Origin of the sequence: Flavobacterium sp. NRK1 (assembly GCF_024054175.1) — a bacterium.
Classification (GTDB): Bacteria; Bacteroidota; Bacteroidia; order Flavobacteriales; family Flavobacteriaceae; genus Flavobacterium.
The window spans coordinates 2,176,676-2,203,525 of the sequence record NZ_JAMXLA010000001.1; the positions used below are offsets into that span (position 1 = coordinate 2,176,676).

General features: G+C 34.9%; 18 protein-coding genes. 14 read left to right on the plus strand and 4 right to left on the minus strand.

Annotated features, from left to right (window positions below):
- The first annotated feature begins 31 nt into the window (after positions 1 to 31).
- The 9 genes from NHE85_RS09855 to NHE85_RS09895 all read left to right on the plus strand — a co-directional run bounded on the left by NHE85_RS09855 (position 32) and on the right by NHE85_RS09895 (position 11,971).
- Positions 32 to 961, plus strand: a complete 930-nt coding sequence (locus NHE85_RS09855; RefSeq protein WP_252811854.1) for a type IX secretion system membrane protein PorP/SprF — start codon at positions 32 to 34, stop codon at positions 959 to 961.
- 12 nt (positions 962 to 973) lie between these two features.
- Positions 974 to 2,914, plus strand: coding sequence for an OmpA family protein (locus tag NHE85_RS09860; protein ID WP_252811855.1), 1,941 nt, complete (start codon positions 974 to 976; stop codon positions 2,912 to 2,914).
- 216 nt (positions 2,915 to 3,130) lie between these two features.
- Positions 3,131 to 5,104, plus strand: a complete 1,974-nt coding sequence (locus tag NHE85_RS09865; RefSeq protein WP_252811856.1) for a peptidylprolyl isomerase — start codon at positions 3,131 to 3,133, stop codon at positions 5,102 to 5,104.
- Positions 5,104 to 5,955: a hypothetical protein gene (locus NHE85_RS09870; protein ID WP_252811857.1), complete on the plus strand. Its 852-nt coding sequence runs from the start codon at positions 5,104 to 5,106 to the stop codon at positions 5,953 to 5,955. The genes NHE85_RS09865 and NHE85_RS09870 overlap by 1 nt, the downstream gene beginning before the upstream one ends.
- Positions 5,939 to 7,348 carry a peptidylprolyl isomerase gene (locus NHE85_RS09875; protein ID WP_252811858.1) on the plus strand — a complete coding sequence of 470 codons (1,410 nt, stop codon included), beginning with the start codon at positions 5,939 to 5,941 and terminating at the stop codon, positions 7,346 to 7,348. Before NHE85_RS09870 ends, NHE85_RS09875 begins: the two co-directional genes overlap by 17 nt.
- 108 nt (positions 7,349 to 7,456) lie before the next feature.
- Positions 7,457 to 8,410, plus strand: a complete 954-nt coding sequence (locus tag NHE85_RS09880; RefSeq protein ID WP_252811859.1) for a MoxR family ATPase — start codon at positions 7,457 to 7,459, stop codon at positions 8,408 to 8,410.
- A 110-nt stretch (positions 8,411 to 8,520) separates the two neighbouring features.
- Positions 8,521 to 8,901, plus strand: a complete 381-nt coding sequence (locus NHE85_RS09885) for a hypothetical protein (protein ID WP_252811860.1) — start codon at positions 8,521 to 8,523, stop codon at positions 8,899 to 8,901.
- Positions 8,902 to 9,027: 126 nt separating this feature from the next.
- A complete protein-coding gene (locus NHE85_RS09890) occupies positions 9,028 to 9,411 on the plus strand; it encodes a hypothetical protein (protein ID WP_252811861.1) in 384 nt (127 codons plus the stop codon).
- A 283-nt stretch (positions 9,412 to 9,694) separates the two neighbouring features.
- Positions 9,695 to 11,971 carry an aconitate hydratase gene (locus tag NHE85_RS09895; RefSeq protein WP_252811862.1) on the plus strand — a complete coding sequence of 759 codons (2,277 nt, stop codon included), beginning with the start codon at positions 9,695 to 9,697 and terminating at the stop codon, positions 11,969 to 11,971.
- Between the two features lie 475 nt (positions 11,972 to 12,446).
- Here the strand turns inward: NHE85_RS09895 and NHE85_RS09900 are convergent, their stop codons facing one another.
- Positions 12,447 to 15,617, minus strand: coding sequence for a hypothetical protein (locus NHE85_RS09900; RefSeq protein ID WP_252811863.1), 3,171 nt, complete (start codon positions 15,615 to 15,617; stop codon positions 12,447 to 12,449).
- Between the two features lie 263 nt (positions 15,618 to 15,880).
- Between NHE85_RS09900 and NHE85_RS09905 the strand changes: the two genes are divergently transcribed.
- Entirely contained in the window at positions 15,881 to 16,210 is a 330-nt protein-coding gene (locus NHE85_RS09905; protein WP_252811864.1) for a DUF3892 domain-containing protein, read from the plus strand.
- A 268-nt stretch (positions 16,211 to 16,478) separates the two neighbouring features.
- Here the strand turns inward: NHE85_RS09905 and NHE85_RS09910 are convergent, their stop codons facing one another.
- Positions 16,479 to 17,927, minus strand: coding sequence for a glyceraldehyde-3-phosphate dehydrogenase (locus NHE85_RS09910; RefSeq protein WP_252811865.1), 1,449 nt, complete (start codon positions 17,925 to 17,927; stop codon positions 16,479 to 16,481).
- Between the two features lie 415 nt (positions 17,928 to 18,342).
- On the opposite strand from NHE85_RS09910, the gene NHE85_RS09915 reads away from it, so the two are divergent.
- Together NHE85_RS09915 and NHE85_RS09920 are read left to right on the plus strand one after the other, a co-directional pair.
- Positions 18,343 to 21,477 (plus strand): GEVED domain-containing protein, encoded by a 3,135-nt coding sequence (locus tag NHE85_RS09915; RefSeq protein WP_252811866.1) that lies wholly within the window; start codon positions 18,343 to 18,345, stop codon positions 21,475 to 21,477.
- Positions 21,478 to 21,726: 249 nt separating this feature from the next.
- Complete coding sequence (locus NHE85_RS09920; protein WP_252811867.1) at positions 21,727 to 23,289, plus strand: tetratricopeptide repeat protein; 1,563 nt, start codon at positions 21,727 to 21,729, stop codon at positions 23,287 to 23,289.
- A gap of 243 nt (positions 23,290 to 23,532) precedes the next feature.
- Here NHE85_RS09920 and NHE85_RS09925 read toward each other — a convergent pair whose 3' ends face one another.
- Complete coding sequence (locus tag NHE85_RS09925; protein ID WP_252811868.1) at positions 23,533 to 23,898, minus strand: hypothetical protein; 366 nt, start codon at positions 23,896 to 23,898, stop codon at positions 23,533 to 23,535.
- Between the two features lie 133 nt (positions 23,899 to 24,031).
- A complete protein-coding gene (locus tag NHE85_RS09930) occupies positions 24,032 to 25,423 on the minus strand; it encodes a S1C family serine protease (RefSeq protein ID WP_252811869.1) in 1,392 nt (463 codons plus the stop codon).
- 114 nt (positions 25,424 to 25,537) lie between these two features.
- Here NHE85_RS09930 and dapF point away from each other — a divergent pair, with 114 nt between their 5' ends.
- Both dapF and NHE85_RS09940 read left to right on the plus strand, forming a co-directional pair.
- Positions 25,538 to 26,320: a diaminopimelate epimerase gene (dapF, locus tag NHE85_RS09935; protein ID WP_252811870.1), complete on the plus strand. Its 783-nt coding sequence runs from the start codon at positions 25,538 to 25,540 to the stop codon at positions 26,318 to 26,320.
- Positions 26,314 to 26,844, plus strand: a complete 531-nt coding sequence (locus NHE85_RS09940; protein ID WP_252811871.1) for a GNAT family N-acetyltransferase — start codon at positions 26,314 to 26,316, stop codon at positions 26,842 to 26,844. Before dapF ends, NHE85_RS09940 begins: the two co-directional genes overlap by 7 nt.
- The last annotated feature ends 6 nt before the right edge of the window (positions 26,845 to 26,850 follow it).

Below are 26,850 nucleotides of genomic sequence, written 5' to 3' on the forward strand. Positions count from 1 at the left end.
TCCATAATTATCAACAAAAATATATTTTAGTATGAAAATCACTTCAACAATTCTAAATAGATATTTCCTGATATGTATCATCCTTACGGCTATAAGCGCTAAGGCACAGCAGGAACCCCAATATACACAGTATATGTATAATACATTAACTGTGAACCCAGGGTACACCGGTTCTCCCGGATATCTTGAGGCTACATTGCAACACCGCTCACAATGGGTAGGTATAAACGGAGCACCCGAAACACAGGCTCTGACAGTTCATTCACCTATTAACGATAAGGTAGGTCTTGGCTTAAGTGCTGTTAATGATAAGATAGGCCCTTCTAACGAGGTATATATAGATGGAAACTTTTCATATACTATACCGGTTAGCTTTAATTCTAAAATTGCATTTGGTTTAAAAGCCGGGGCAAGGGTTTTAAATATAGACTGGTCTAAGGGTACTTACTATCAGGGAGGTGACCCGTTGCTTAATACCAATATTAATAATAAAATTACGGCATCTGTTGGTGCGGGGGTGTATTATTATACAGATAAATGGTATGCAGGATTATCTGTTCCTAATTTTATAAGATCAGATTATTATGATGATATTAAAGAAGCCGCGGTTTCAGACAGGTTACACTATTACGTTATTGGAGGTTATGTTTTTAACCTTTCTGATAATTTGAAATTTAAACCTGCAGTAATGGCGAAAATAGTATCGGGAGCGCCTATAACAGCCGATGTTTCGGCAAACTTCCTTATACAGGATAAAGTAACGCTTGGAGCAGCTTATCGTTTTGATGACTCTGTAAGCGGGTTGCTGGGTTTTCAGATCAGCAAAAACTTTTTTGTAGGCTATTCCTATGATTATTCTGTAACAGAACTAAACAAGTACAATGATGGATCTCATGAAATTATACTGAGATTTCAGCTTGTACCAAAAGCTAACCGAATTAAATCGCCAAGGTTTTTCTAAAATATATACATCATGAAGAGAAAAATATTTTTACTCAGCCTGTTATTACTCGCTACCGCCGGATTTTCTCAGTCAAAATTGAAAAAAGCTGACAGGCTGTTTGCCGATTATGCTTATGTAGACGCGGCTAAAGAGTATGAGAAATACCTGGAAGATGCTAAAGAACCCGGTATTGAGACTATAAAGAATGTTGCAGATGCTTATTATTACACAGGCAACACCACTAATGCCCTAAGATGGTATACCAAACTGGATGGGGTTATGGCAGGAGATATGGACGATAAGTACTTTAATCGTTATCTGCAATCGCTAAGGGCAGAAGGTAATTATCAAAAGGCGGATGAATTGTTAAAGCGACGGTTGGAAGCAAAAGGAGATCAGGAAGCTATTAATAAGCTTATCCGTCAAAAAAAATATCTTGACAGCCTTAATAATGCACCTGCAAACTATACTGTTTCTAATCTTGCCATAAATACTGACAAGTCTGATTTTGGAACGGCATTTTATGGTAACCAGATAGTATATTCTTCCAGTAAAGACACCACTAAGGTAGGAGGGAAAATATATTCATGGACAGATCAGCCTTTTTTGGAGCTTTATGTTGCAGACAGGAATGCCGAAGACGGATCACTATTTAATGATAAGAAGTTTATTAGTGATGAGCAAACACAATATCATAATGCCACGCTTACCTTTTCACCCGATCTTAAAACCGTTTATTACAGTGCCAATGTTGTTAAGAAAAACGACAGGCTGAATAATGACAAAGAGGGTACCAATAATTTTGAGATCATTAAAGGCGACATAGATGGTGACAAGCTCACTAATGTAGAAAAATTGCCGTTTGACAGTAAAGAATATTCAGTTGGGCACCCTGCATTATCGTCAGATGGCAAATGGCTTTATTTTGTGTCTGACATGCCTGGAGGCTTAGGTGATACAGATATTTATATTGCTGAGGTATATGCAAACGGAAAAGTAGGCGAGCCTAAAAATCTTGGCCCTAAAATTAATACAGCAGGCAGAGAAATGTTTCCCTTTGTAAGTGATTCTATATTGTATTTTTCGTCAGATGGGCATTACGGTATGGGTGGACTCGACGTGTTTGAAAGCAGGAGAATTAAAGATTTAGAGTTTTCTGAACCTAAAAACCTTGGAGTTCCTGTTAACAGCAGCCGTGACGACTTCTCGTTTATTATAGATAAGGATAAAAAGTATGGTTATTTTTCTTCTGCCAGAACTGGTGGAAAGGGCGATGATGATATTTATTATTTTACAAGACAGGAGCCGCCTTGTGACCAGTGGGTTTCGGGTAAGGTTACTAATATGAAATATAAAATAGCTATCAATCAGGCTGATATAAAGGTTTATGATCAGTATGGGGATATGATAACATCTGTAAAAACAGGAGAAGACGGGACTTATAAAGTAAAGGTGCCATGTGGTACTAAATTTAAGATAGAAGCCTCTAAAGAGAACCACACTAAGGCAGATAAAGAGATAGAAACATCTAAAAAGAATGGTGAAGAAACTAAAAATGTAGATTTTGAGCTTTCTAATTATACTGACCTTGTGAAAAAAGAAAATAACGTGGAGAAGGTTGATATAAACCCAATATATTTTGATTTCAATAAATATAATATTACAGAACAAGCCGCAGTTGAGCTTGATAAAGTAGTGTATATTATGAAAAATTTCCCTTCTATAGTTATCAAAATAGAATCACATACCGACTCCAGAGGTAAAGATGAATATAACCTTAAACTATCTCAGGAAAGGGCAAAATCTACTTACGATTATATTATTGCAAGGGGAATAGATCCTTCAAGAATAGAAAGTGTTAAGGGCTACGGAGAATCAAGGCTTATAAACAAATGCAAAAACGGAGTACCTTGTACAGACGAGGAGCATTTTCAAAACAGGCGATCTGACTTTATTATCGTAAAGAAATAAAGATTTTTTTGGATTACCAGTTTTTTTTACCGGGGAGGCGTCCTGAAGGGGGATGCCTCCCTATTTTTATATATTACAGACAGCTTATAATTAAAATATATTCTTGTTTAATCTTTCTGAATTGTTACTTTTGTTGGTCGCAAAAAATGAGGAGGCATAATTTTTTAGGTTTCCCGGCGTTTAGTTAACCGATTAAAGCATATAAATTATTTTATAATGAAATTCAAAAAGGTTCTTTTAGGTCTTTGCCTGTTTGTTTCGGCAATATCTTTTTCACAGGAAATAAAAAAAGAAGTATTATTTACTATAGACGGCAATCCTTATTATACAGACGAGTTTGTGAGGGTTTACAAGAAAAACCTTGATCTTGTAAAAGATGATTCCCAAAAAGATCTTGATAATTACCTGAATTTATTTATTGGTTATAAACTAAAAGTAAACAAGGCCAACAAAATGGGCCTTCAGGATAATAGAAAATACCAGGCTGAACTAAGGTCTTACCGCGCCCAGCTGGCAAAAAATTATCTTACTGATACTAAAGTTACCAAAGAACTTACAGATGAAGCTTATGCACGCGCTCAAAAAGAAGTAAAAGCATCTCACATATTAATAAATGTAGATGAAAATGCTATGCCTGCAGATACGCTTAAAGCCTATAACAAAATAGCTGATATTAGAAAAAAAGCACTGGCAGGAGAAGACTTTGGCAAATTGGCACAGCAATATTCTCAGGACCCATCTGCAAAAGAAAATAAAGGAGATCTTGGATATTTTTCTGTATTCAGAATGGTATATCCTTTTGAGAGCGGCGCATATAATACTCCGGTAGGGCAGATATCTAAAATTGTGAGAAGCCGTTTTGGCTACCACATTATTAAAGTTACAGATATAAGAGATAACAGAGGTGATGTTTCTGTGGCGCACATTATGATAATGAAGCCAAAAAAAGAAACTCCTGAAGATGCTGCTAAAGCAAAATCTACCATAGATGATATTTATAAAAAACTTAAACAGGGAGAAGATTTTACTGCACTGGCAAAGCAATTTTCCCAGGATAAGGCATCTGCAAACATAGGTGGAAAACTTAATCGTTTCAGTTCTGGTGAGCTTAGCTCTACAGTTTTTGAAGATCAGGCTTTTGCGCTTCAAAATCCGGGCGATATTTCTCAGCCGTTTGAAACCCAGTATGGCTGGCACATTGTTAAGCTTTTAGAAAAGCATAAAATAAAACCTCTTGAAGAAATACAAACAGAATTTGAGGCAAGAATAAGAAAAGATGAACGCTCTAAGCTTATTGAAAGTTCGCTAACGGCAAATCTTAAAAAGAAATATCCTTTAACTAAAGATGCAAAAGTATATGCAAAAGCGGTTAAAGCTCTTAATGATAAAATTTACGGCCAGATATGGCAATTACCTGCTGATATAGATACTTATAACCAGACAGTTTTAACAATAAACAATGATAAAAAGTACTCTGCTAAAGATTTTCTTACTTATGTAAATCAACAGCAGAAAGCAGGGCTTATAGTAAAACCTTTATCTAAACAGGCTGATTTGCTTTTTGAAGATTTTACTAATGAAAAATTAAATGCTTATTATAACGATAACCTTGAAACCGAATTTCCTGAATTTGGTATGGTTATGAATGAATATCGTGACGGTTTATTGCTTTTTGACCTGATGGAAAAAGAAATATGGGAAAAAGCTAAAAATGATACATTAGGTTTAGAGAATTATTATAAAGTTAATATTGCAAAATACCAATGGAAGGACAGGGTAGATGCTGAAATTTATTCGTCTACAAAAGAAGATATTATTAAGAAAGCAAGAAAGTACCTTAAAAAAGGTAAAGACGCTGCTTATATAAAAGAGGAGCTTAACAAGGATGGTAAAATAGAAGTGCTTGAAAAAACAGGAGTTTTTGAAAAAGATAATGAAGCAATGCCTAAGCTTGAGAAATGGAAAACAGGTGTATCTGACATTGTTAAGGAGGGTGATTATTATTATGTTATAAAAACAAATAAAGTAATACCGGCAGGGCCTAAAACACTTGAAGAAAGTAAAGGCCGTGTAATTAATGATTATCAGCAGGAGCTTGAAAGTACATGGGTTAGCGACCTTGAAAAAGAATTTTCTGTAAAGGTTAATAGAGATGTTTTTGAAAGGGTTAAAAAACAGCTGAATTTATAATGATAAAAAAAGCAGTACAGTTATTGTTAGTGCTTAGTATTTGTTCTTGTAATTATATTAAAGAAGAGCAAAAACCACATACTGTGGCAAGGGTAAATAACGAATATCTCGATATTTCCGAACTTAAAGGTATTGTGCCTGCCGGAACCTCTAAACAGGATAGTATTGCTATTATAAACAATTATATAGATCGTTGGGCTTCTCAAAAGCTTTTATATAATGCCGCTCAGGTAAACCTGAGTAAAGATAAACAGGCAGAGTATGCCAAACTCATCAGGCAATATGAAATAGATCTTTATACCAGCGCTTATCTTGAAGAGGTAGTAAAGCAAAGTGTAGATACTATAGTTACTAACGCAGAGCTAACAAGTTATTATAAGGCCAATAAAGAGAATTTTAAAACTACGGGGGCACTTGTAAAACTTAAATACATACGCCTTGCAAAAGATCATCCAAAATTTGAAAGAGTAAAGAAGAGGTTTTTAAGTAGTAATAAAAAAGACATCAAGGCGTTAAATGATATGGCAATACAGTTTAAAAGCTATGCTTTTAATGATACTACCTGGGTAGATATGAATCAGATTTATACTAAACTACCTTTTATTAAGCCTGATAACAGAGATAAATATATAAATAGTGGCTTATCTTACCAGTATCCGGATTCTACTGATGTATATATAGTAAAAGTAGCTAAAGTATTAGAGAAAAATCAGGTTTCGCCTTTTGAGTATATTGAGCCTACTTTAAAGCAATTAATAATAAATAACAGGAAACTGGAGTTAATAAAAAAGTTTCAAAAAGAAATAACGGATGACGCGATTAAAAATAATAAATATGAGGTTTATAAATAACAGGATAATTCTGTGTCTGGCTTTAATTCTGGCAGGACTAAATATGGCTTTTGCACAGGAAATTATACCGGAAACTCCTAAAGATACGGTTAAGCCTTTGCCAAAAACACAAGGTAGAACAAGGATAGACGGTGTTGTAGCTGTTGTAGGTGATTTTGTTGTTTTGGACTCGGATATAGACCTTATGTACAGGGAATTTCAGGCACAGAATATTCCAATACAGGATATTACCCGTTGTGAACTTTTAGGTAAGCTGATGGAAGATAAGCTTTATGCGCACCATGCTATTCAGGATAGTATTATTGTAAGCGACGCTGATGTAAATGAAAAAATGAACAGGCAGATTGACTATTTTGTTGAAAATCTTGGTAGTGAAGATAAAATGGTAGCTTACTTTAAAAAGAAAAATATTGATACTTTTAAAAGTGAGCTTTTTGAAATGATAAAAAATCAGGAGCTTACTTCACGCATGCAAAAAAAGATAATTGAAGAAGTACAGATAACTCCTGAAGAAGTAAGGCAGTTTTATACAAGTTTTAAGCCTGAAGAGCGTCCGGTTTTTGGCGCTGAAATGGAGATAGCCCAAATTGTTATAAAGCCCGAAATAACCCAGGCTGAAAAACAAAAGGTAATTGATAAACTCCTTCAGATAAAAAAAGATATACAAAATGGTGCAAGTTTTTACAGTAAAGCGGTACTTTATTCTGAAGACAGGGCTTCCGGGCAAAGTGGAGGTTATTTGAAAATGGATAGGAAAACAAATTTTGTAAAAGAATTTAAGGAAGCAGCGTTTAGCCTTGCTGAAGGGGAGATTTCAGATCCTGTAGAAACAGAGTTTGGCTACCACCTTATATATGTAGAAAAAATAAGGGGACAGCAACTTGATGTAAGGCATATTTTAATATCACCTAAACCAACTGCAGAAGATATTGAAAAAGCAAAACAAAAAGCGGAAAATATAAGGGCTAAAATTGTTAGCGGGGAAATTTCTTTTGCGGATGCGGCACGTTCTGAATCTGATGAGAAGGAAACGCGTAATAATGGAGGTTTATTAATAAACCCGGCTAATTTTACAAATCGTTTTGAACTTACAAAAATGCCTTCTGATATTTATAATGATATAGCAGATCTGAAAGATAATGAGATATCTAAACCTATAAAATCACAGAACCAGAGAGGGGAGATAAGTTACAAACTAATGCAGGTTACCGAACGTTACGATGAGCACCCTGCCGATTATGGAATGGACTATACGAAGATTAAAGATCTTGCCCTTAAAGAAAAGCAAATGAAGGAAATTGCTAAATGGAGTGACAAGAAAATTAAAGATACTTATATAAAGGTGATTGGAGATTATCGTAAATGTGATTTTACCAATCATTGGGTAAAATAATTTGCAGGTAATTACATATAAACCTTAGGTAAAGAGTAAAAATATTTATAAGTTTGAAGCCACGCCTTATGCGTGGCTTATTTTTAATATACAATACCAAATAACTATATGTCAGACGTAGCAGCCATTCAAAATTTAGTTCAGAAACAAAAAGAATTAAAGCAGGAAATAGCAAAAATAATTGTAGGGCAGGATGAGGTTGTAGCCCAGATAGTACTCAGCATTTTTGCAGGTGGCCATGCGCTTCTTGTAGGTGTGCCGGGATTAGCAAAAACGCTAATGGTAAATACTATATCACAGGCGTTGGGATTAGATTTTAAACGTATTCAATTTACACCCGACCTTATGCCAAGTGATATATTAGGAAGCGAAATACTGGATGAGAACCGTCAGTTTAAATTTATAAAAGGGCCAATATTCTCTAATATTATCCTGGCAGATGAAATTAACCGTACACCTCCTAAAACGCAGGCTGCTTTGCTTGAAGCCATGCAGGAAAAAGCGGTTACGATTGCGGGGCATCATCATAAGCTTACTTTGCCTTATTTTGTACTGGCAACCCAAAACCCAATAGAGCAGGAAGGTACATATCCGTTACCTGAAGCCCAGTTAGACCGTTTTATGTTTGCTATAAAACTTGATTACCCTTCTTTTGAGGAAGAGGTACAGGTTGTAAAAAGCACTACAAACGATGCAAGTGTAAGTATAAAGCCATTATTTACAGCTCAGGAAATACTGGATTTTCAGCATTTAATACGAAGAATACCGGTAGCGGACAATGTTATTGAGTATGCTGTAACACTAGTGGGTAAAACAAGGCCTGGAAATCCGCTGTCTGATGATTATGTAAATAATTATCTTGACTGGGGAGCAGGACCAAGGGCTTCTCAAAACTTAATTTTAGCAGCTAAGACTCATGCAGCCTTAAATGGTAAGTATTCTCCTGATAAGGAGGATGTTCAGGCAGTGGCTACAGGGATATTAAGACACAGGATAATAAAGAATTATAAAGCCGATGCAGAGGGTATAACTGAAGAAATGATAATTAAAAAGCTTTTTTAGTAAAATTCCTTTAATTTGCTGAAGTGTTAATAAAATGTTTATTTTTTATTTGTATTTGTAATAAAACAGTGTTATAATTGTTTTATCTTTAAAGCACAACTAAAAAGAATATGAAAAAAACATTTGAAGCTATCCCCGAGCTTTTTTTCATGGTATTAGGAATGTTTTGGATAGCCGGAAGTTATTTTACATTGGGAAGTGTAGATTACTTCGCCTTACTTATTACATGGTTGTTGTTTTTGCAGTTTTTTTATAAAAACCGCATGGCAGGACTGGTGTATGGTATCGGTTTAGGATCATTTTCAGTGTATATGCTCCTTGCGGTTATTTCAGGCTACCATGAATCAGAAGCGGTGCTTCTTGTTGCCAGATCGGCAGCATTAAGTGCAGGTTTGTTTACAGCAGGTATTATTATGGCTGCAGTAATGGTTTACAAGTATGTTACAACTAAAGTCAGTTATGATGAAAGTGTACTTACTGCGACCTACTGAGTTTTAAAATTCACAAAAAAACATTTAAAAGTCCCGCAATTTTTGCGGGATTTTTTTTTGGCATTTCATACTAAATTAGTATAATTTATTGTTTTATAATTCTACAAACCAATCAATTACTAATTTATGAAACGAATTATTAATCGTATTCCGGAACTGTTTTTTATAGGGCTGGCTGCTTACTGGATTCTTGATAATTATTTAGGGAGCGAGACTATTAACTATTTTGCAATCGCTGTAATAATTGTGCTGTTGTTTCAGCTTATTTACCAAAAATACATTGTGGGCTTAACTACAGGAATTGTATTGGGTCTATTTTCCGGATATATGATAATGGCAGTGTTGTCAGACTTTATTAAATACGAAACAGTCACAGCAAAATCTTTACAGTTTTTAGCTTACGGAGGAGGAATTTTCGGGGTATCGGTTTTAATGGCGACTGCTATGGTATATAAGTTTGCTTTAAAACATAATAAACCCTCGCAAAATGACTTCGCACCTATGTTATAATATTAAAAAAAGCTATTACATAACAAAGCTGTACGCAAATGTTTGCGTACAGCTTTGTTTGTTTTTTAAGTAGATTGTTTTCAAATTAATAATATAAAATTAAAATATTGTCGATTTCTTAAAAAAGTGCTCAATATCATAAATTTATTGATGTTTCTTCATTAGAATAGAATGTTTATAAATAATAATTCTTTGAAAGTAAAGAAACGATAAAAATTTTTTAATTAATTTAGAATGAGTAAATTTACAGACTTTTTTACAAACGAACATTAATATACTTACTATGGCTTTTGATATTGAAATGATCAAAAAGGTGTATGAGAACATGGCTGAGCGTGTTGATAAAGCTCGTGAGCTTGTTGGCCGTCCACTTACACTTTCTGAAAAGATTTTATATTCACATTTATGGGAAGGTGTGCCTTCACAGAAATTTACAAGAGGTAAAGATTATGTAGATTTTGCACCGGACAGAGTTGCTTGTCAGGATGCTACGGCACAAATGGCACTTCTTCAGTTCATGCATGCCGGAAAGCCTAAGGTAGCAGTACCTACAACTGTACACTGCGACCACCTTATTCAGGCTAAAGTAGGCGCTAAGACCGATTTAAAGCGCGCTAAAGAACAAAGCAACGAAGTTTTTGATTTCCTTTCTTCTATATCTAATAAATATGGTATCGGTTTCTGGAAACCGGGAGCAGGTATTATCCACCAGGTAGTGTTGGAAAACTATGCTTTCCCTGGAGGTATGATGATTGGTACTGACTCTCACACAGTAAACGCAGGCGGACTTGGTATGCTTGCTATTGGTGTTGGTGGTGCTGATGCAGTAGATGTTATGAGCGGTATGGCCTGGGAACTTAAATTCCCTAAACTTATAGGTGTAAAACTTACAGGTAAACTATCAGGCTGGACAGCTCCAAAAGACGTTATTCTTAAAGTTGCAGGTATTCTTACTGTAAAAGGTGGTACCGGAGCAGTAGTTGAATATTTTGGCGAAGGTGCTAAAGCTATGTCTTGTACAGGTAAAGGTACTATTTGTAATATGGGTGCAGAAATTGGTGCTACCACTTCTACATTTGGTTATGATGAGTCTATGGATCGTTACCTTCGTGCTACAAACCGTGCTGATGTTGCCGATGCTGCAAACGCTGTAGCTTCTTACCTTACAGGTGATGACGAGGTATATGCTAACCCTGAGCAATATTTTGATCAGGTTATCGAAATTAACCTTTCTGAACTTGAGCCGCACTTAAACGGTCCTTTCACTCCGGATTTAGCTACTCCTATATCTAAAATGAGAGAAGAGGCTAAAAAGAACGACTGGCCTTTACAAATTCAGGTAGGGCTTATCGGGTCATGTACAAACTCTTCATACGAAGATATTTCCCGTTCGGCTTCACTTGCTAAGCAGGTAGCTGAGAAAAACCTTAAAACAAAAGCACAGTTTACGATCACTCCGGGATCTGAAGTAGTGCGTTACACTATAGAGCGTGATGGTTTTATTGATACTTTCGATAAAATTGGCGCTACAGTATTTGCGAATGCCTGCGGACCATGTATTGGTATGTGGGATCGTGAAGGTGCTGAAAAAGAAGAGCGTAACACTATCGTTCACTCGTTTAACAGAAACTTCTCTAAACGTGCCGATGGTAACCCTAACACGCTTGCGTTTGTAGGTTCTCCGGAACTTGTAACTGCACTTGCTATTGCGGGTGACCTTGGTTTTAACCCTATCACAGATAAACTTATCAATGAGAACGGTGAAGAAGTAATGCTTGACGAGCCAACAGGTAACGAGCTTCCTCCAAAAGGATTTGATGCTGAAGACCCGGGTTACCAGGCTCCTGCGGCAGACGGTTCTAAAGTGCAGGTAGCGGTTAGTCCGGAATCTGAGCGTTTACAGTTACTTGCTCCGTTTACACCTTGGGATGGCGAAAATATTACAGGTGCTAAACTGCTTATTAAAGCATTTGGTAAATGTACTACAGACCACATTTCTATGGCCGGACCTTGGTTACGTTTCCGTGGGCATTTAGATAATATTTCTAACAACATGCTTATAGGTGCGGTTAATGCATTTAACCAAAAAACAAACAGCGTTAAAAACCAGCTTACTGGCGAATATGATGCAGTTCCTGCAACAGCACGTGCTTATAAAGCTGCGGGTATTCCATCTATAGTTGTGGGTGACCATAACTATGGGGAAGGATCTTCACGTGAGCATGCTGCAATGGAGCCTCGTCACCTTGGTGTTAAGGCTGTATTGGTAAAATCGTTTGCACGTATTCACGAAACTAACCTTAAAAAACAAGGTATGCTTGCGCTTACTTTTGCTAACGAGGCTGATTACGATAAAATACAGGAAAACGATACTATTAACTTTGTTGACCTTAAAGAGTTTGCTCCCGGTAAGCAATTAACTTTAGAGTTTATCCATGATGATGGTTCAAGAGATATAATTCTTGCTAACCACTCTTACAATGAAGGCCAGATTGGCTGGTTTGTAGCAGGATCTGCACTAAACCTTATCGCTGCTGCAAGCAACGAAGTACAGGCTTAATACTTTCTTAGTTATATAATAAAGAACTCCCGACTTACATTGGGAGTTTTTTTGTTTTATAGGTTTCTGTCGTTGAGAGCGAAACGCAGCGTAGTCGAATAATCTCTCGGTGGCTCGTCATTGCGAGGAGGAACGACGAAGCAATCTTACAGGTTTGTGTCATTCTGAATACAACGCAGTGTAGTCGAATAATCTCTTATAGTGTATTAATAGTATTCCCCTACTTTGGAGGGGTGCCCGCAGGGCGGGGTGGTTATAGTAATGAAGCTGTTCCAATGTTGAGAGGGTAGGGGTGTGTTGGAGTAGTTAAAGGGGTTATTGCTATACACGTCACATCTATTTAGGGTTTATATACCTTACGATGGGCGGTAGGATATCGCTGCAATGATTTTAATTAGTGGTTAGCTTCATTGTTTTTTGGAATGGTATTTTATAATTATAAGTTTAAAATGATTATATATTCAATACACTTTTATTAAAATAGTTCAGGGAAAATTTCTTTAAATATTCCTTTATAATTATAATTTTGTGAAACATTAATTTTTTTTAAATTTTCTACCTTTTTCGCAAATGAAGGTTTTGCTTCTAGTTCGTTATATTTGCCGTATATACTAAAGGCTCTTATGAATAAATCACCAAATTCCTTATGGTGTTCCATCGCATTGTTTGCGACTTGTAAAAAATTAGGGAATCTATAATATATAATTCTTCCGAATTTTGCGCTCAGTATTACGCAAATTTCTCTATATATTTCCTTTAGCTTAATAAAGTTTTCCGTACTCTCTATATTTAAAAAACAGAATCCAATCAATACAGCTTCATACTCTTTTTGGGTTAAAGTTGTTTCATTGATTGCATTATTTATATATGTGTAGTCTTGTTCAGTTTTGTGATAGCCATTAATAAATATAAATTCTAATAAATATTCTTTTGAGGAATATTGAGATTTTACTATTTCAATAAATAATGTCTGCTTATTAATATCTTTATTGTTTAGTGGTATTTGTAAAATAGGATTCTCTATCAAAACTCTAAGTAGTATATCATATTTGGGTGATTCGCTGACTAAAAAATTAAAAAAAGGTACTTCAAGAGAGTTATAAGTACTACTCAGTAATGATTCTAATTTTATATTAATGTATTGACGTGTTTCTTTATCTGGATTTTTAAAGCGATAATAAGAAAAGTTGCCTTTTGTTTCATTTCCAGTGAATAAAGAATGAATCTCTAAAATATATTCATCGCACAAGCTTTTTATATCACTTGTAAGTACTGGTAGTTTCTTAGAAGTTTCTATTTCAAAAGTTATATATTCTTGAGGTGAATCATTCGAAAATATATCTCCAAGGATAAATCCTTCATTTCGATATATTAAATCTAAAAGCCGATTAGCAATTTGCCATTCATTATTATTTTTTATAGTATCTTTTGTGAAAAAATCTTCACCGTGTAATTGTTCCCATATATCAATAAATTCATTATTTAGATTCTTTTCGAGAATACTACCAAAATATTCTTCCCATTCTCTTGGAGATGTTTTTTCTTTAAATAATTCAAAAAGAATTTTTTCTTCAATTAATAAATCTCGATTCTTTAATTTATGAATCAATTTCCATCTGTCTGATTCTTGAAAATTTTTCTGCCAAGCAATTATGAATGAATCAATTATTGTGTCTTTTTTAATATCTACTTTTTTCGCTGATACAATAAAAAATATATTCCACGATGATAATGGAGTTTGAGTAAAATTAGTAATAATTGACTTAATTGAATCGTCAGGTATGCATTCTCCTCTAGCAATTTTACCTCTTAATTCCGGAAGATGATTTTTTAAATAGCTTTCAGATTGTGAATAGTAGTTAATTATCTCTTTGTCTATTTCTGTAAATTGAGTTCTGCTAATATGTTTAATATTATTTAAAACACTATAAATTGAAACAAAGTTTGAGTCGTAAATTACTTCAATAGATTTATCTATAAAACTAAATTCTGAAGTGTCTTCTACATATTGCATAATATACAACGCTACCAAATATTCGATAAAACGAGCATATTTAAATCTATAATTTCTAGTGTCTTCTGAATCCGTTGTAAATATTTGTTCCGATATTAAATTTAATAATATTAAGTCACTGTCATGTTTTAACTCTGGCAATATTTCTGATGCAATTTCTTTAAATTTAGATTTTGAAAAAAGAGTAGTTTTATCAATTAAAAGTTTGTAAGCTAATAAGGATAATACTTTGTAAAAAATATTTGAAGTGAAACGATCTAAATAATGTTTTGATAAAGCTTCTTCTTTCTTAGTAAAATAATTGCTTAAAATCTTTCCTTCCCAAATGTCATCAACCTTAATTTCTCCTTCATAGTGATTTGCTTCTGCAAAGATTTCTAGATTAATTGGAATTGATAGTATATTTGTGGCTTCTGTACTAAGATTATTTGTAATTGTAAAATTATAAGCTTTTGAATAATTTTTTAATGCAGTGATAAACTCTTGAGGTGTAAAGTTTGATAAAAGTTTTTTTAATTGAATTATATCTTGCCTCCCTTCAAATGAGGCTTCCCAATCCCTCCAGTATTCTTCTCTGACTGTAAAGATTAAACCTATAGGATAAAAATGAAATTTGTGTTTAAGTGCCTCTTGATTTAAATCTTCAACTTTCCTAATTAATGATTTAATTTCTTGACGTTTATGTGTATGCTGGGCTAAAGGTGTTTCGTCTAAGGAATCAATTACAAATATTAAAGGTTTATTGATAGCTAATAATTCTTTGATTCCATTGTTAGGATACTTAATATTATCTATAAAGTTATCTAAAAATATATCAATTGAATTTATGTTTGCCGTTGTTGCAAAACAATAGCTAAATTCTGTATTAGATACAGCATTTATTGTAAATGTAGTTTTTCCACTACCTGAAAAATCTCGGATTATTATAATTTGTTTAGCTGAATCTTTATTCTTGTAAGACTTTAGATTAACTGGATTAAGATGTTTGATAAATGCTCTTATTTGTGCATCTATACCTCTTTCTACAAACAAGTCCTCATGATATCTATGTTTAAATCTTCTTAGAAAAGGAGCCGAAACTTTCCATGTATCATTCTTAAATGTCTTGTTAATAGTTTCACTATCATATATCCATGTTTGGGCTTTTTTAATAGAATCGACACGTGATTTGAATTTAATCGATGATAAAAGTAACAAGTAATCTAAAAATGAAGGAAAATGAATTCCTGTATTGTTCAATTCTTCCCAATTTTTTCCTGCAATAATAATAGTTTGATAACCGTTTGAGTTAAGTTCTTTTGCTCTTTCTTCTATCGCTTCTGAAACTTCATTTAGTGAACAATATAGCCCAATTATGCGCTTATTTCTTCTCCTTATTTTAAGTTCGAAATCTTCCCATTCGTGCATTCCCGGCGTTATAATTTTTTTTATAGCTTTAGATTCTATTATAAATGTATTACCATTATATGTGAATACTCCATCCAGCTGTTCACTATCTTGGCTAGATACTATTGGTGGTCTATGATCCCATGGTTGTATTTCTCTAATTAATGCTTCAAAATCTCTTCCCCTTTTGATTTTATTTGGCTCATTTCTTAATTCAACGATTTGAGAATAAATTTGTTGACTCATAATAGGGGGTGTTATAATTTTTTAGTCTAAAGTATCAGGTAATGATCAAATATAAATCAATATTTAATTTGTTAATTAATTTAAGGAAATAAAAAATAAAGATTTAAAAATTGATACACATTATGCTCAACTATGCAAGATAATAATGTAATTAGTCTATATGCTATTTAATAGGTGTTTTTACTTTATTTAAGATCAGGTAATTATACTTATTATAATCTTTGTTTATTTTATAATCTTTGTATGAAGAAAAAAATATAATTATGGCAATATATAGAATATCTGGTATTTGGAAAAATGAAAGTGGTGTTATCACTCATTATGCATTTCATTTAGTTTCTGATGATGGTTCTAAAATAGGTTTTGCGCAAAAAAAAGCAAAAAATGATGCTGTAGCATTATTAGAGCAATATGGTAATTCAGCAACAACTTGGCTTTGGGATTATTCAAATAATTTTTGGAAAATAGGAAATAACGTGCATGTAGTAAGTGGTGTAAGTGGCAAATTTTTGAGATCGAATCATGATAATACAGAAAAAGATAACTTAAATCATCTTATAGATTATGATTGGCTCAGACCTTTGTTTAAATAAAGTAAATAGATCTTCTCTAGATCTTATAGAGTCAATATTCACGTAAGTAGAGGAATTACTATCGCCTTGCTACTGTTTGCTTCTAACACACCCCTAACCCTCTCAAGAGGGGAACAGCTTCACTCATGTGCTTTTAACCACCCCGCCTCTCGGCACCCCTCTAAGTAGGGGATGGCTTCACTCTAGTCCTAATCGATTAGGGTGTAAAACAAAAAAATCCGCAGTTGTAGCCTGCGGATTTAAGAAGAAATAGGTTGGTTTGTATCTATTAATAATAGGTATATCTCCTAACTTTTGCAATGTACTTGGCAAGACGGATAACCTGGTGGCTGTAGCCATATTCGTTATCGTACCATACATAAAGTACAATGTTTTTGCCATCGGCACTTACTATGGTAGCGTTGCTGTCGTAAATGGCAGGTTGTGCAGTACCAACAATATCGCTGGATACCAGTTCGTTGTTCATAGAGTATTTAATTTGCTCTACAAGTTCGCCTTCCAGTGCATAGTGTTTCATAATCTCGTTTACTTCTGCAACGTTTGTAGGTCTTTCCACCTCGAGGTTAAGTACAACAAGCGATCCGTTAGGCACCGGTACACGTATAGCGTTAGACGTTAATTTACCTGCTAACGAAGGCAGTGCCTTGGCAACAGCACTTCCTGCACCAGTTTCGGTAATAACCATGTTAAGGGCAGCAGCACGTCCGCGGCGATATTTTTTATGCATATTGTCAACCAGGTTCTGGTCGTTCGTATAAGCATGTATTGTTTCAAGGTGACCTTTTACAACACCAAGCGTGTCTTCAACCGCTTTAAGGATAGGCGTAATGGCGTTTGTAGTACACGATGCCGCAGAGAAAATATCTACTTCATCAGGGCTGTGCTCGTTATGGTTTACACCATACACAATGTTTGGTACGCCTTTACCCGGAGCGGTAAGCAATACTTTTTCAACTCCGTTTGAACTTAGGTGACGGCTCAGGGCTTCTTCGGTAGTAAAAGCTCCCGTGTTGTCTATAAGCAGGGCATTGTTAATGCCGTAAGCAGTATAGTCAATTTCTTCAGGGTTGGAAGCTGTTATTATGTGTACGGTTGTTCCGTTAATAATAAGTGCATTATTTTCGTGGTCTGCATTAACAGAACCTTCAAAATCTCCATGAATAGAATCGTAACGTAGTAACGAGGCTCTTTTTTCCAATAGGGTAGCATCGGCTTTATCGCGCACTACAATGGCTCTTAGCCTTAACTGGTTTCCTTTACCAATTTTGTGCATCATTTCGCGTGCAAGCAGTCTGCCTATACGCCCGAAACCGTAAAGAACAACGTCTTTTGGCTGTATGTTCCTGCTTACTTTAGCGTCTTTAAGTTTGTCTATAACAAATGCAGTAGCATCGTTATATTTATCATCTTCAAGATGGTACTCGTAAGTAAGCTTACCAATATCTATACGGGAGGGAGGTAAGTCTAGCGCCTCAATAGCACGTGCAATCTCCACAGAGTCGAATACATTAATTGGTTTTTGTACAAATTCACCCGCATATTCATGCAGGTTGATGATGTCGCTCACGTTCCTGTCTATTAGCTGATTTCTGAAAAGTACAAGCTCAATAGACTTGTCATACCACAAATCACTAACGATTTTAATGAATTCTACACCGGCTCTTCGCCTGTCAGCCTGAAAAGAAAGCTCTTTTTCGTATAAAACATTGTTGTTCATGAAGATAAAATTTTAATGGTGTTGTTTAGTGGTGCAAAAGTATAGATTTCAAACGTTTTCGTAAAAACTTTTTTGCATGTTTTTAGTTTATTTTTAAAAATGCCGCTAATTGGTTAAAACTGTGATGATAATTTCTTAACCAATAATTAAAACAATGAGTATTATTATGTTTTAGGATATTTAATTATCAAAAGCAGATTTTTTTATTTATAAAAGATCTGTAATATGTTAAAAAAACACAAGCTGTTTCTTAAATAATTCATTTAGATCTTGCTTAAAAACTCATTAATTAGGTGTTTTTTAATTGTATTGTTTGATAAATGTGAAATTTTAGTTAAATTTTTTGTTATATTTTTCATGTATTTATTAAAAATTGGTTAAATTTAGAATTCTATTAATCAACAACCTGAATTTTATGAAAAAACAATTACAATTATGGTTCAGCAGTTTTATGCTTTTATGTGCCCTTGGTATAGTCAGCACGGGGTATGCACAGGTTAATTACTCTGAAAACTTTAATGATGATGAAGGCGGCTGGGATGACCTGGATTTTTATTCCACCAGTTATCTTTCATGTGATGAATCAAGCCTTTTTGCCGAATTTTATTATTATAATGATCCTTTTTTTGGTGAACTTTCATACGCTCCTGAAACTGTTTCGCCTCTATTAGGAACTTCTAACGGTTTACCTGCTACTTTAACTTATAGCTATAAACTTTTAAACTATAGTGATGAGGAGGCTGTAACAAATGATGTTGATTGGGGAAATTTCACAGTAGAATATGGCCCTTCTGCATCAGGTCCCTGGACATTATTACAAACTATAAATAATACAAATCATGTTTCTTCATCTGACTGTGCTGTTAAAACAGTTAACTTTACACCTCCAACAGGGACGGGAGTATATTTAAGAGTTATTGCGACTCCCGGCAGTATATCTGAAACAGATATTTATTTTTTCCTGGATGATATATCAGTTGTTCAGGAATTACTTCCTTGTGACGGTACTCCTCCGGCTTCAGCAGCAGTGGCTGCCAGTACTTCTATATGTAATCAGGAAAATGCTATGTTGTCGCTTTCTCCTGCTTATACCTCTTCAGGATTAACTTTCCAATGGCAAAAATCTACAGATGGTATTACTTATACAGATGTTACTACCGATGGTACATCTGCAACATTATCTATAGCCCAAACGGTTCCAACATGGTATAAGGCAACTATTACCTGTACTGCTAGTACATTATCTGTTACAAGCACACCGGTACAGGTATTAAACAGCGGACTTAATTGCATGTGTGAAGTAGAGTTTAATTATGATATTGAACCTATTACTAATGTTACTTTTGCCTCAATAGATAATACTTCATCTAACGAAGTAAATGCTTGGCCGGCAGTAGAAGATTATAGTTCTTTGCCTCCGGCTGTAGTAACTAAAGGAATGACTTATCCTATTTCGCTGGAAGGAAACACAAATGGAGAGACTTATACGACATATTTTAAAGTATTCATAGATTTTAATCAGAATGGGACTTTGGATGATGATGGGGAATCTTTTGAAATAGGTAGTATTACGGGATCTACAGGTACTGACGGCCAAGCAGCTACAGGTACGATACAGATACCGTTAACAGCCACTACCGGAGTTACGTATATGAGGGTATTTAAGCTATACAATGTATATCCTGATAGCCCATGTGGCACAGAAGATTTTGGTTACGGACAGGTAGAAGATTATCTTTTAGATATACAGCCGTGTATGACAGAAGCTCCTGTTGCTGATGCAGCACAAACCCTTTGTGGCGGCTCTACAATTGCCGATATTGATGTAACAGGTACTGCTGTAAAATGGTATGCTGCGGAAACCGGCGGATCATCTTTACTGCCTACTCTTGCACTAACGGACGGCACAACATATTATGCAACACAAACAGAAGGATGTGAAAGTTTAACCAGGACTCCTGTTACAGTAACAATTACAACTGTACCTGTAGATGATCCTGCGGATGTTTCAGATTGCGGATCTTATATATTACCAGCATTAACAAATGGTGCCTATTATACTGAAATGAATGGTGAAGGTGATGTTGTTGCAGCCGGAACTGAAATTACAGAAACAACTACATTATATGTATATGCAACTTCTGGAACTTGTAGTGCAGAAAATGCATTTACTGTAACAATTGGTTCTGCACAAGCTGATGCTCCAGAAGATGTTACTTCATGTGGAGTATATACTCTTCCGGAACTAACTAATGGAAATTATTATACAGCTACCGGCGGAACAGGTGATATGCTTGCTGCAGGAACAACAGTAAATGCAACAACAACACTTTATGTTTATGCAAGTACTTCTCCTACATGTTTTGCAGAAAACAGTTTTACCATCACTATTTATAATGCTATAGCAGATGAAATGGATGATGTAACAGCATGTGGGTCTTATATACTTCCTGAATTAACAAATGGTGTTTACTTTACTGCAGCAGGAGGTCAGGGAGAAATACTTGAAGCCGGAGATGTTATAGAAGCTTCGGGTATTATTTATATATATGCTGAAAGTGGCAACGAAACTACTTTGTGTACTGCCGAAAATTCATTTATGGTAACTATACTTAATGCTATGGTAGATGAAATGGAAGATGTAACGGCTTGTGACTCTTATATACTTCCTGAATTAACAAATGGTAATTATTATACTGGCGGTTCAGGTTTAGGGGAAATGCTTATGGCAGGTGACGCTATTACTGAAACAAGTACTGTACACATTTATGCTGAAGAAGGTACTGAACCTAATATATGTACTGCTGAGAGTTCATTTACAATTACTATAGTAAACGTTGTGGCAGACCAGCTTGAAGATGTAACTACCTGTTCAGAATATATACTGCCGGAACTTGAAAATGGTACTTATTTTACAGAATCAGATGGTATGGGAGACGAGCTTTCTGCGGGTGATACCATAGATGAATCTATGATGGTATACATTTATGCAATGTCTGAAAGTGGTATGTGTACAGATGAAACTTCTTTCATGGTTACTGTAGCTGATGTGGATGCTCCTACCGGAGATGCTACTATAGAATATACATTAGATGCTACAGGCGGATTATTCTTATATGAGGTTGAACTTGAAGCAGAAGGTACTATTACATGGTATGCTACTGAAGAAGATGCTGAAAATGGAACGAATCCATTAACTGAAGATTTTGTTGTACCGGTAGGTACTAATACTTACTACGCAACACAAACTGTAGGGGAATGTGAAAGTGAGCCGTTTGAAGTTACTATAGATTTGTTGTTAAGCAATGATAAATTTGATTCTGCTTCTTTCAGCTACTATCCTAACCCGGTAAGTGATGTGTTAAATTTTAATTATTCTGCAAATATTACAGGTGTAGAAGTATTTAATTTATTAGGCCAGCAGATTATTGTAAAATCGTTCAACCAAAATAATGTACAGTTAAATGTTTCTCAACTGGCAGCAGGTACATATATGGTTAAGGTTTCAACTGAAAATGCTTCTAAAATAATTAAAGTGGTTAAAAAATAAGTAGTTAATTAATTTGAAATAGTTAATCTTAAGTATCTTTTTATACTAAAGATTGCATAACCCCCGAAAAATATTGTTCGGGGGTTATTTTTTTGCAATAATTAAAGCCACCCTCTTGTTTTTTATGGAAGAGACCAACTTCTTCATTATATTTGGTCATTAGAACCATAACGATGTAATTGTTAAGTGTATACTTTAAAGTCCGATAAATTATTTTTTTTCTTCCTCTGCATTTTATTGTGTATAAGATTGCATGCGCAAACTAAAATACAAGAGGCAGATTCTCTCATTCAGTTTGGCATTGATGCGATGCGGGAAGAAAAGTTCTCTAAATCTATTGAGCTGTTCACTAAGGCACGCACAATTGCAGAAAAAAATCATCTTGACAAGCAATTATTTCTTGCTTTGGTAAATATTGGAAACAATTACCAGAACATGTTTGATTATGGTGAAGCGTTAGACTATTTTCTTAAAGGTTATGCCATATCTATAAAGCTTGAACCGGAAGCAGAAATTATGGTTGTACATAATATTGCAAATGTTTATGTGCTTGAAGAGCTTTATGAAAAAGCTGAAGAATATTATAAAAAAGCTTATGAAACAGCTTTGCAGAACAATTCTGCCGATAATTTAAAAGGTGTATCTCTTGGAAGCATTGGTTATAGCATGATGCTGAGGGGAGAGGTTAAAAAATCGAGGGAATATATTGTAAAAGGGCTGAAATATCTGAAAGAATATCCGCGGGATGAATTTACTATAAAATCAATGCTTATTGAAAATACATTATTGATAGGGAATACAGCCGAGGCAAGAAAAGAAGCATTACAGTTGTATAATACCAGCCCTTATATTGATTATGGTGACGGGGGTGTTAACCTGCTTTTTATAGTAGCTAAAAGCTATTTAAAAGAAAAATCATTTGAGGAAGCAGAACGATATACCCGAAAAATTTTAGAAGAAGATCCTAATCTGGAATCTAAAAGAGAGATTTATTCGTTGCTTACAGATATATATATTCAAAAAGGCAGCCTGCTCAAAGCTTTAACCTATAAAGATTCTGTTTTTAAAATTCAGAATGAGCTTAATAATATTAAAAATGGCAGGCAGCTTGAAAACAATAAGGTAAAATTTGAGATACAGGGATATAAAAAACAGATTGCCGCTAACAAAGAGAAATTCAGGCTGGAAAGGCGTGTATATTATTCTGCCTTTGCAATAGTTCTGGCTATAATAGTTATAGTTTTTCTAATTTATAAGCAAAAAAGGGTAATTGCTGCACGTAACAGAAATTTGATATTGCTTGATCTTGAAAAAGAAAAAAACAATAATTTATTACTGGAAAAACAGGTAACCAATGCGCTTTTAGAGCAGGAGCGGCTTAAAAATGAGGTTGAAGCCCGCAACAGAAAACTCTCTGCCAAAGCACTACATCTTTCCGGCAGGAATGAACTGCTTGAAGAGATATTGGAATACCTTTCCAAAAGGCCAAAATTTTCAAAAGATCCTACATTAGCCGCTTACATACAATCTTTAAAAGACCATTTAAAGACAGATAATGCCTGGAACGATTTTATTGTTCATTTTGAACAGGTAAACTCAGGCTTTATGAACAGGTTAAAATCGGCGCATCCAACGCTTACTGTATCGGATATAAGATTTATTGCCTATATGTATATGAATTTGTCAGTAAAAGAAATTGCATTTATTCTAAATATTACCCCTGTTGCTTCTAAAAAGAGGAAGGAAAGGCTGGCAGCGAAAATGGAAATACCTAAAGATGAAGATCTTTACGATTATATAGCTTCTCTTTAATTTTGAGTTATATCTCTGTAGATTAGTATTTTATATTTTTTGTGTCACCTTTATAGACTATATATGTCGCTTTTTTATCGATTCTGTTTAGGGTTTCAATTACAGTTTACTTTTAATTTTTTGCTAATGTTGTATCAGTATAATTAAGGTTATACTGTCAGGGAAGAACGTTGATAAATAGAATGATTAATTAAGTAAGTTTTTCCTAAACTCCTGCGTTGTAATTGGCGCAGGAGTTATTTTTTATAAGAAGTTATCTTTTATATGTCTGAATTTTTTAGATGAAATATAACCCATAACAGGATATATTATTGCAGCAATTAAAAACAAATCGGGTAAAAACATTTTCCCTTCTAAATGCAGCATATAAGATATGATGAGCAGTGCAGGCGATTCCAGATAATAACAAATCTGTCGAGCCTGTTTAGGGCTTATATAAAGTGTTTTCCAAAAAATGGTTATTATAAAAATAATTACAGTAAAACTCAGTATAATTCCACCCGGAAAATATAGCCTCCTGTTCATTTCGTCGCATCCTTTTATAAGTAATACAAAGGCAGTAAGAAAATGTAGTAGTACTTCAAGTTTACGGAAAGTTTTTTTAGTCATCTGTTTTTTTGGTTTGTGCAAAAATAAATAATAAGCATGCCTTATATATTTAGCCAGGGTTATGATAAGGTTGTAAAAAAAATCCCCACTTTTTCAAGTAGGGATTCCATTTTTTTAAGCCTAATAAGGTTTCTTACATTAAGAAACGTAAAAGCTCACCGTTTTTAGTCAGCATTTGCACTCTCACTTTTTCGTTAGGGCCTTTTTGGGAAAGCACTTTAGAAACCGTTTTTATATCTGTGGCTTTTACATTGCCAATTGTGAGAATAATACCATCTTTAAGTTCATCATAGTAAGGCATAAAATCTTCATCTGTAATTTCCTTTATTCTTACACCATAATTAATTTTAAACTGCTTTTTGTCGGCTGAACTAAGATCTTCAAGCTCTAATCCGCTGTATGTATAACTGTTTATTTCATTTTTAGAAAGCTTAACGGGCAGTGTTAGTACATCACCATCGCGATGAATGGTAACTTTTACTATATCGTTAGGGCGCTTGGTAACAATGGCAGCATTAAGGTCGGCAAAGCCATTTATAGGCCTGTCGTCTATTTTTACTATAACGTCACCTTTTTGCAATCCTGCTTTTTTAGCACCCGAATTTTCTGTAACTGCATTTATATAAAAGCCCTGTGTTTCGGTAACACCAACATCTTTTGCAACAGTACTGTTCAGTTCTCCTCCTTCTACGCCAAGTACACCACGCTGCACATTACCGTATTCCATTATATCTTCAATAATTTTACGGGTAATATTACTTGGTACAGCAAATGAATATCCTACATATGAACCTGTCATAGAAGTTATCATAGTGTTTATACCTATAAGCTCTCCTCGTGTATTGACCAATGCACCACCACTATTTCCTGGGTTAACTGCAGCGTCTGTCTGGATAAATGACTGTAGCCCATCGTTGCTAAGGTTTCTGGCTTTAGCCGAAACAATACCGGCAGTAACTGTACTTGTAAGGTTATATGGATTACCTACTGCAAGAACCCATTCTCCCACCTTCATGTCGTCTGAATTACCAAAGGTCGCATACGGTAGTTTATCACTGGTATCTACTTTTAAAAGGGCTATATCCATTTTAGAGTCTGTTCCTACCAGTCTGGCTTTATAGGTTTTGTTGTTGTTAAGGGTTACTTCCAGCTCCGAAGCGTTTTCTACAACGTGATTGTTGGTAACTATATAACCATCTTCAGTAATAATTACGCCCGATCCTGTTCCTACCTGTGGCTGTGGCTGGCCTCCGCGGTAGCCATAAAAATATTCCATCATGCTTCTTGGCCCTGTAGAGTAGGTAGTGTTTTTTACGTGTACTACAGTATGTACGGCTTTATCTGCCGCTTCTGTAAAATCTACTGACTCGGGGCCGGTATAAGCTACATTTTTAGTTAAAGCTGCAGCTGGAGCAATTGATAAGGCAGATGATGGTGTGTCGTTATCAAATACCAGTTTGTAAGCTCCAAGAGTTGTGGCACCACTCATGAGTGCCACCAAAAATAATCCTGAAATTCTTTTCATAATTTAAACAGTATTTAATTTTAGTTATTTGATGATAATTTTAGTTTTTTTTAGCCGGTTGCTCTCATTCTTCATGTCATATATATTTGTACTTTTGCGGTAATACAGTAAAGAATGAAACATACTTTTTATAAATACCAGGGCACAGGAAATGACTTTGTAATGGTTGATAACCGTAATAATTTATTTCCCAAAAATGATACCAAACTTATTGGACATTTATGTGACCGTAAATTTGGCATTGGTGCCGATGGGCTTATTTTATTAGAAAACGACGGAAATACTGATTTTCGTATGGTGTATTATAATTCTGATGGAAACGAGAGTACTATGTGCGGCAATGGAGGCAGATGCATCGTAGCCTTTGCCCGTCAGTTGGGTGTAATTGACAATGAAGCAGAATTTACAGCTATAGACGGACGCCATCATGCCACAATAGATAATGACGGAACGGTATCGCTTCATATGAAAGATGTAAATGCGGTTTCGGTATATGAAAACTATGTTTTTATGGATACGGGATCTCCGCATCATGTAGAAATTGTTGAAGACCTTGAAACCTTTGATGTCAAAAAAATAGGAGCAAGCATTCGCTATAGCGGATTATACGGTGAAAAAGGCTCTAACGTAAATTTTGTATCTGCTGCAGATGATACTACTTTTGCTGTGCGAACTTACGAACGTGGGGTGGAAGATGAAACCCTTTCCTGTGGAACCGGTGTTACGGCTGTTGCTATCGCCATGCGTGTTTTAGGAAATACAGATAAGGATGAGGTGACTCTTGTTACCCCGGGCGGAGAGCTTAAAGTGTCTTTTACACAAAAAGGTAAACAGTTTGTAAATATATACCTTACAGGACCCGCAAAATTTGTATTTAACGGAACCATAGAATGGTAACCCTTACAGGAAATACAATTTATTTAAGGGCACTTGAGCCCGAAGACCTTGAATTTATTTATAGGCTTGAAAACAATGAAGCTATATGGGAGGTAAGTAATACTCAAACACCATACAGCCGTTTTCTTATCCGCCAGTATCTTGAAAATGCCCATCAGGATATTTATGAAGCGAAGCAGCTGCGTCTTGCTATATGTAAAAATGGCAGTTTTGATGCCATTGGTCTTATAGATATGTTTGATTTTGATCCTGTAAACCAAAGAGCAGGAGTTGGTATTATAATTCAGGATATAACAGAGCGTAATAAAGGTACAGGCAGTGAAGCTTTAGAGTTACTTATAGCCTATGCTTTCAATAAGTTACAACTTCATCAGCTGTATGCTAATATAGATTTGAACAATGTTGCAAGTGTGAGCCTTTTTACTAATTTTGGCTTTCAGTTAGCAGGTTTAAAAAAAGACTGGATTAAAAGAAATAATAACTATCACGACGAAGGGTTATATCAGCTTATTCGTCAGCAATAAAATTAT

Bases quoted from the DNA above. Each gene is read 5' to 3' on its own strand.
- NHE85_RS09910 (WP_252811865.1), bottom strand. From the start codon at position 17,927: ATGAACAACAATGTTTTATACGAAAAAGAGCTTTCTTTTCAGGCTGAC.
- NHE85_RS09860 (WP_252811855.1), top strand. From the start codon at position 974: ATGAAGAGAAAAATATTTTTACTCAGCCTGTTATTACTCGCTACCGCC.
- dapF (WP_252811870.1), top strand. From the start codon at position 25,538: ATGAAACATACTTTTTATAAATACCAGGGCACAGGAAATGACTTTGTA.
- NHE85_RS09900 (WP_252811863.1), bottom strand. From the start codon at position 15,617: ATGAGTCAACAAATTTATTCTCAAATCGTTGAATTAAGAAATGAGCCA.
- NHE85_RS09865 (WP_252811856.1), top strand. From the start codon at position 3,131: ATGAAATTCAAAAAGGTTCTTTTAGGTCTTTGCCTGTTTGTTTCGGCA.
- NHE85_RS09885 (WP_252811860.1), top strand. From the start codon at position 8,521: ATGAAAAAAACATTTGAAGCTATCCCCGAGCTTTTTTTCATGGTATTA.
- NHE85_RS09930 (WP_252811869.1), bottom strand. From the start codon at position 25,423: ATGAAAAGAATTTCAGGATTATTTTTGGTGGCACTCATGAGTGGTGCC.
- NHE85_RS09905 (WP_252811864.1), top strand. From the start codon at position 15,881: ATGGCAATATATAGAATATCTGGTATTTGGAAAAATGAAAGTGGTGTT.
- NHE85_RS09890 (WP_252811861.1), top strand. From the start codon at position 9,028: ATGAAACGAATTATTAATCGTATTCCGGAACTGTTTTTTATAGGGCTG.
- NHE85_RS09870 (WP_252811857.1), top strand. From the start codon at position 5,104: ATGATAAAAAAAGCAGTACAGTTATTGTTAGTGCTTAGTATTTGTTCT.
- NHE85_RS09915 (WP_252811866.1), top strand. From the start codon at position 18,343: ATGAAAAAACAATTACAATTATGGTTCAGCAGTTTTATGCTTTTATGT.
- NHE85_RS09925 (WP_252811868.1), bottom strand. From the start codon at position 23,898: ATGACTAAAAAAACTTTCCGTAAACTTGAAGTACTACTACATTTTCTT.
- NHE85_RS09875 (WP_252811858.1), top strand. From the start codon at position 5,939: ATGAGGTTTATAAATAACAGGATAATTCTGTGTCTGGCTTTAATTCTG.
- NHE85_RS09880 (WP_252811859.1), top strand. From the start codon at position 7,457: ATGTCAGACGTAGCAGCCATTCAAAATTTAGTTCAGAAACAAAAAGAA.
- NHE85_RS09895 (WP_252811862.1), top strand. From the start codon at position 9,695: ATGGCTTTTGATATTGAAATGATCAAAAAGGTGTATGAGAACATGGCT.
- NHE85_RS09940 (WP_252811871.1), top strand. From the start codon at position 26,314: ATGGTAACCCTTACAGGAAATACAATTTATTTAAGGGCACTTGAGCCC.
- NHE85_RS09855 (WP_252811854.1), top strand. From the start codon at position 32: ATGAAAATCACTTCAACAATTCTAAATAGATATTTCCTGATATGTATC.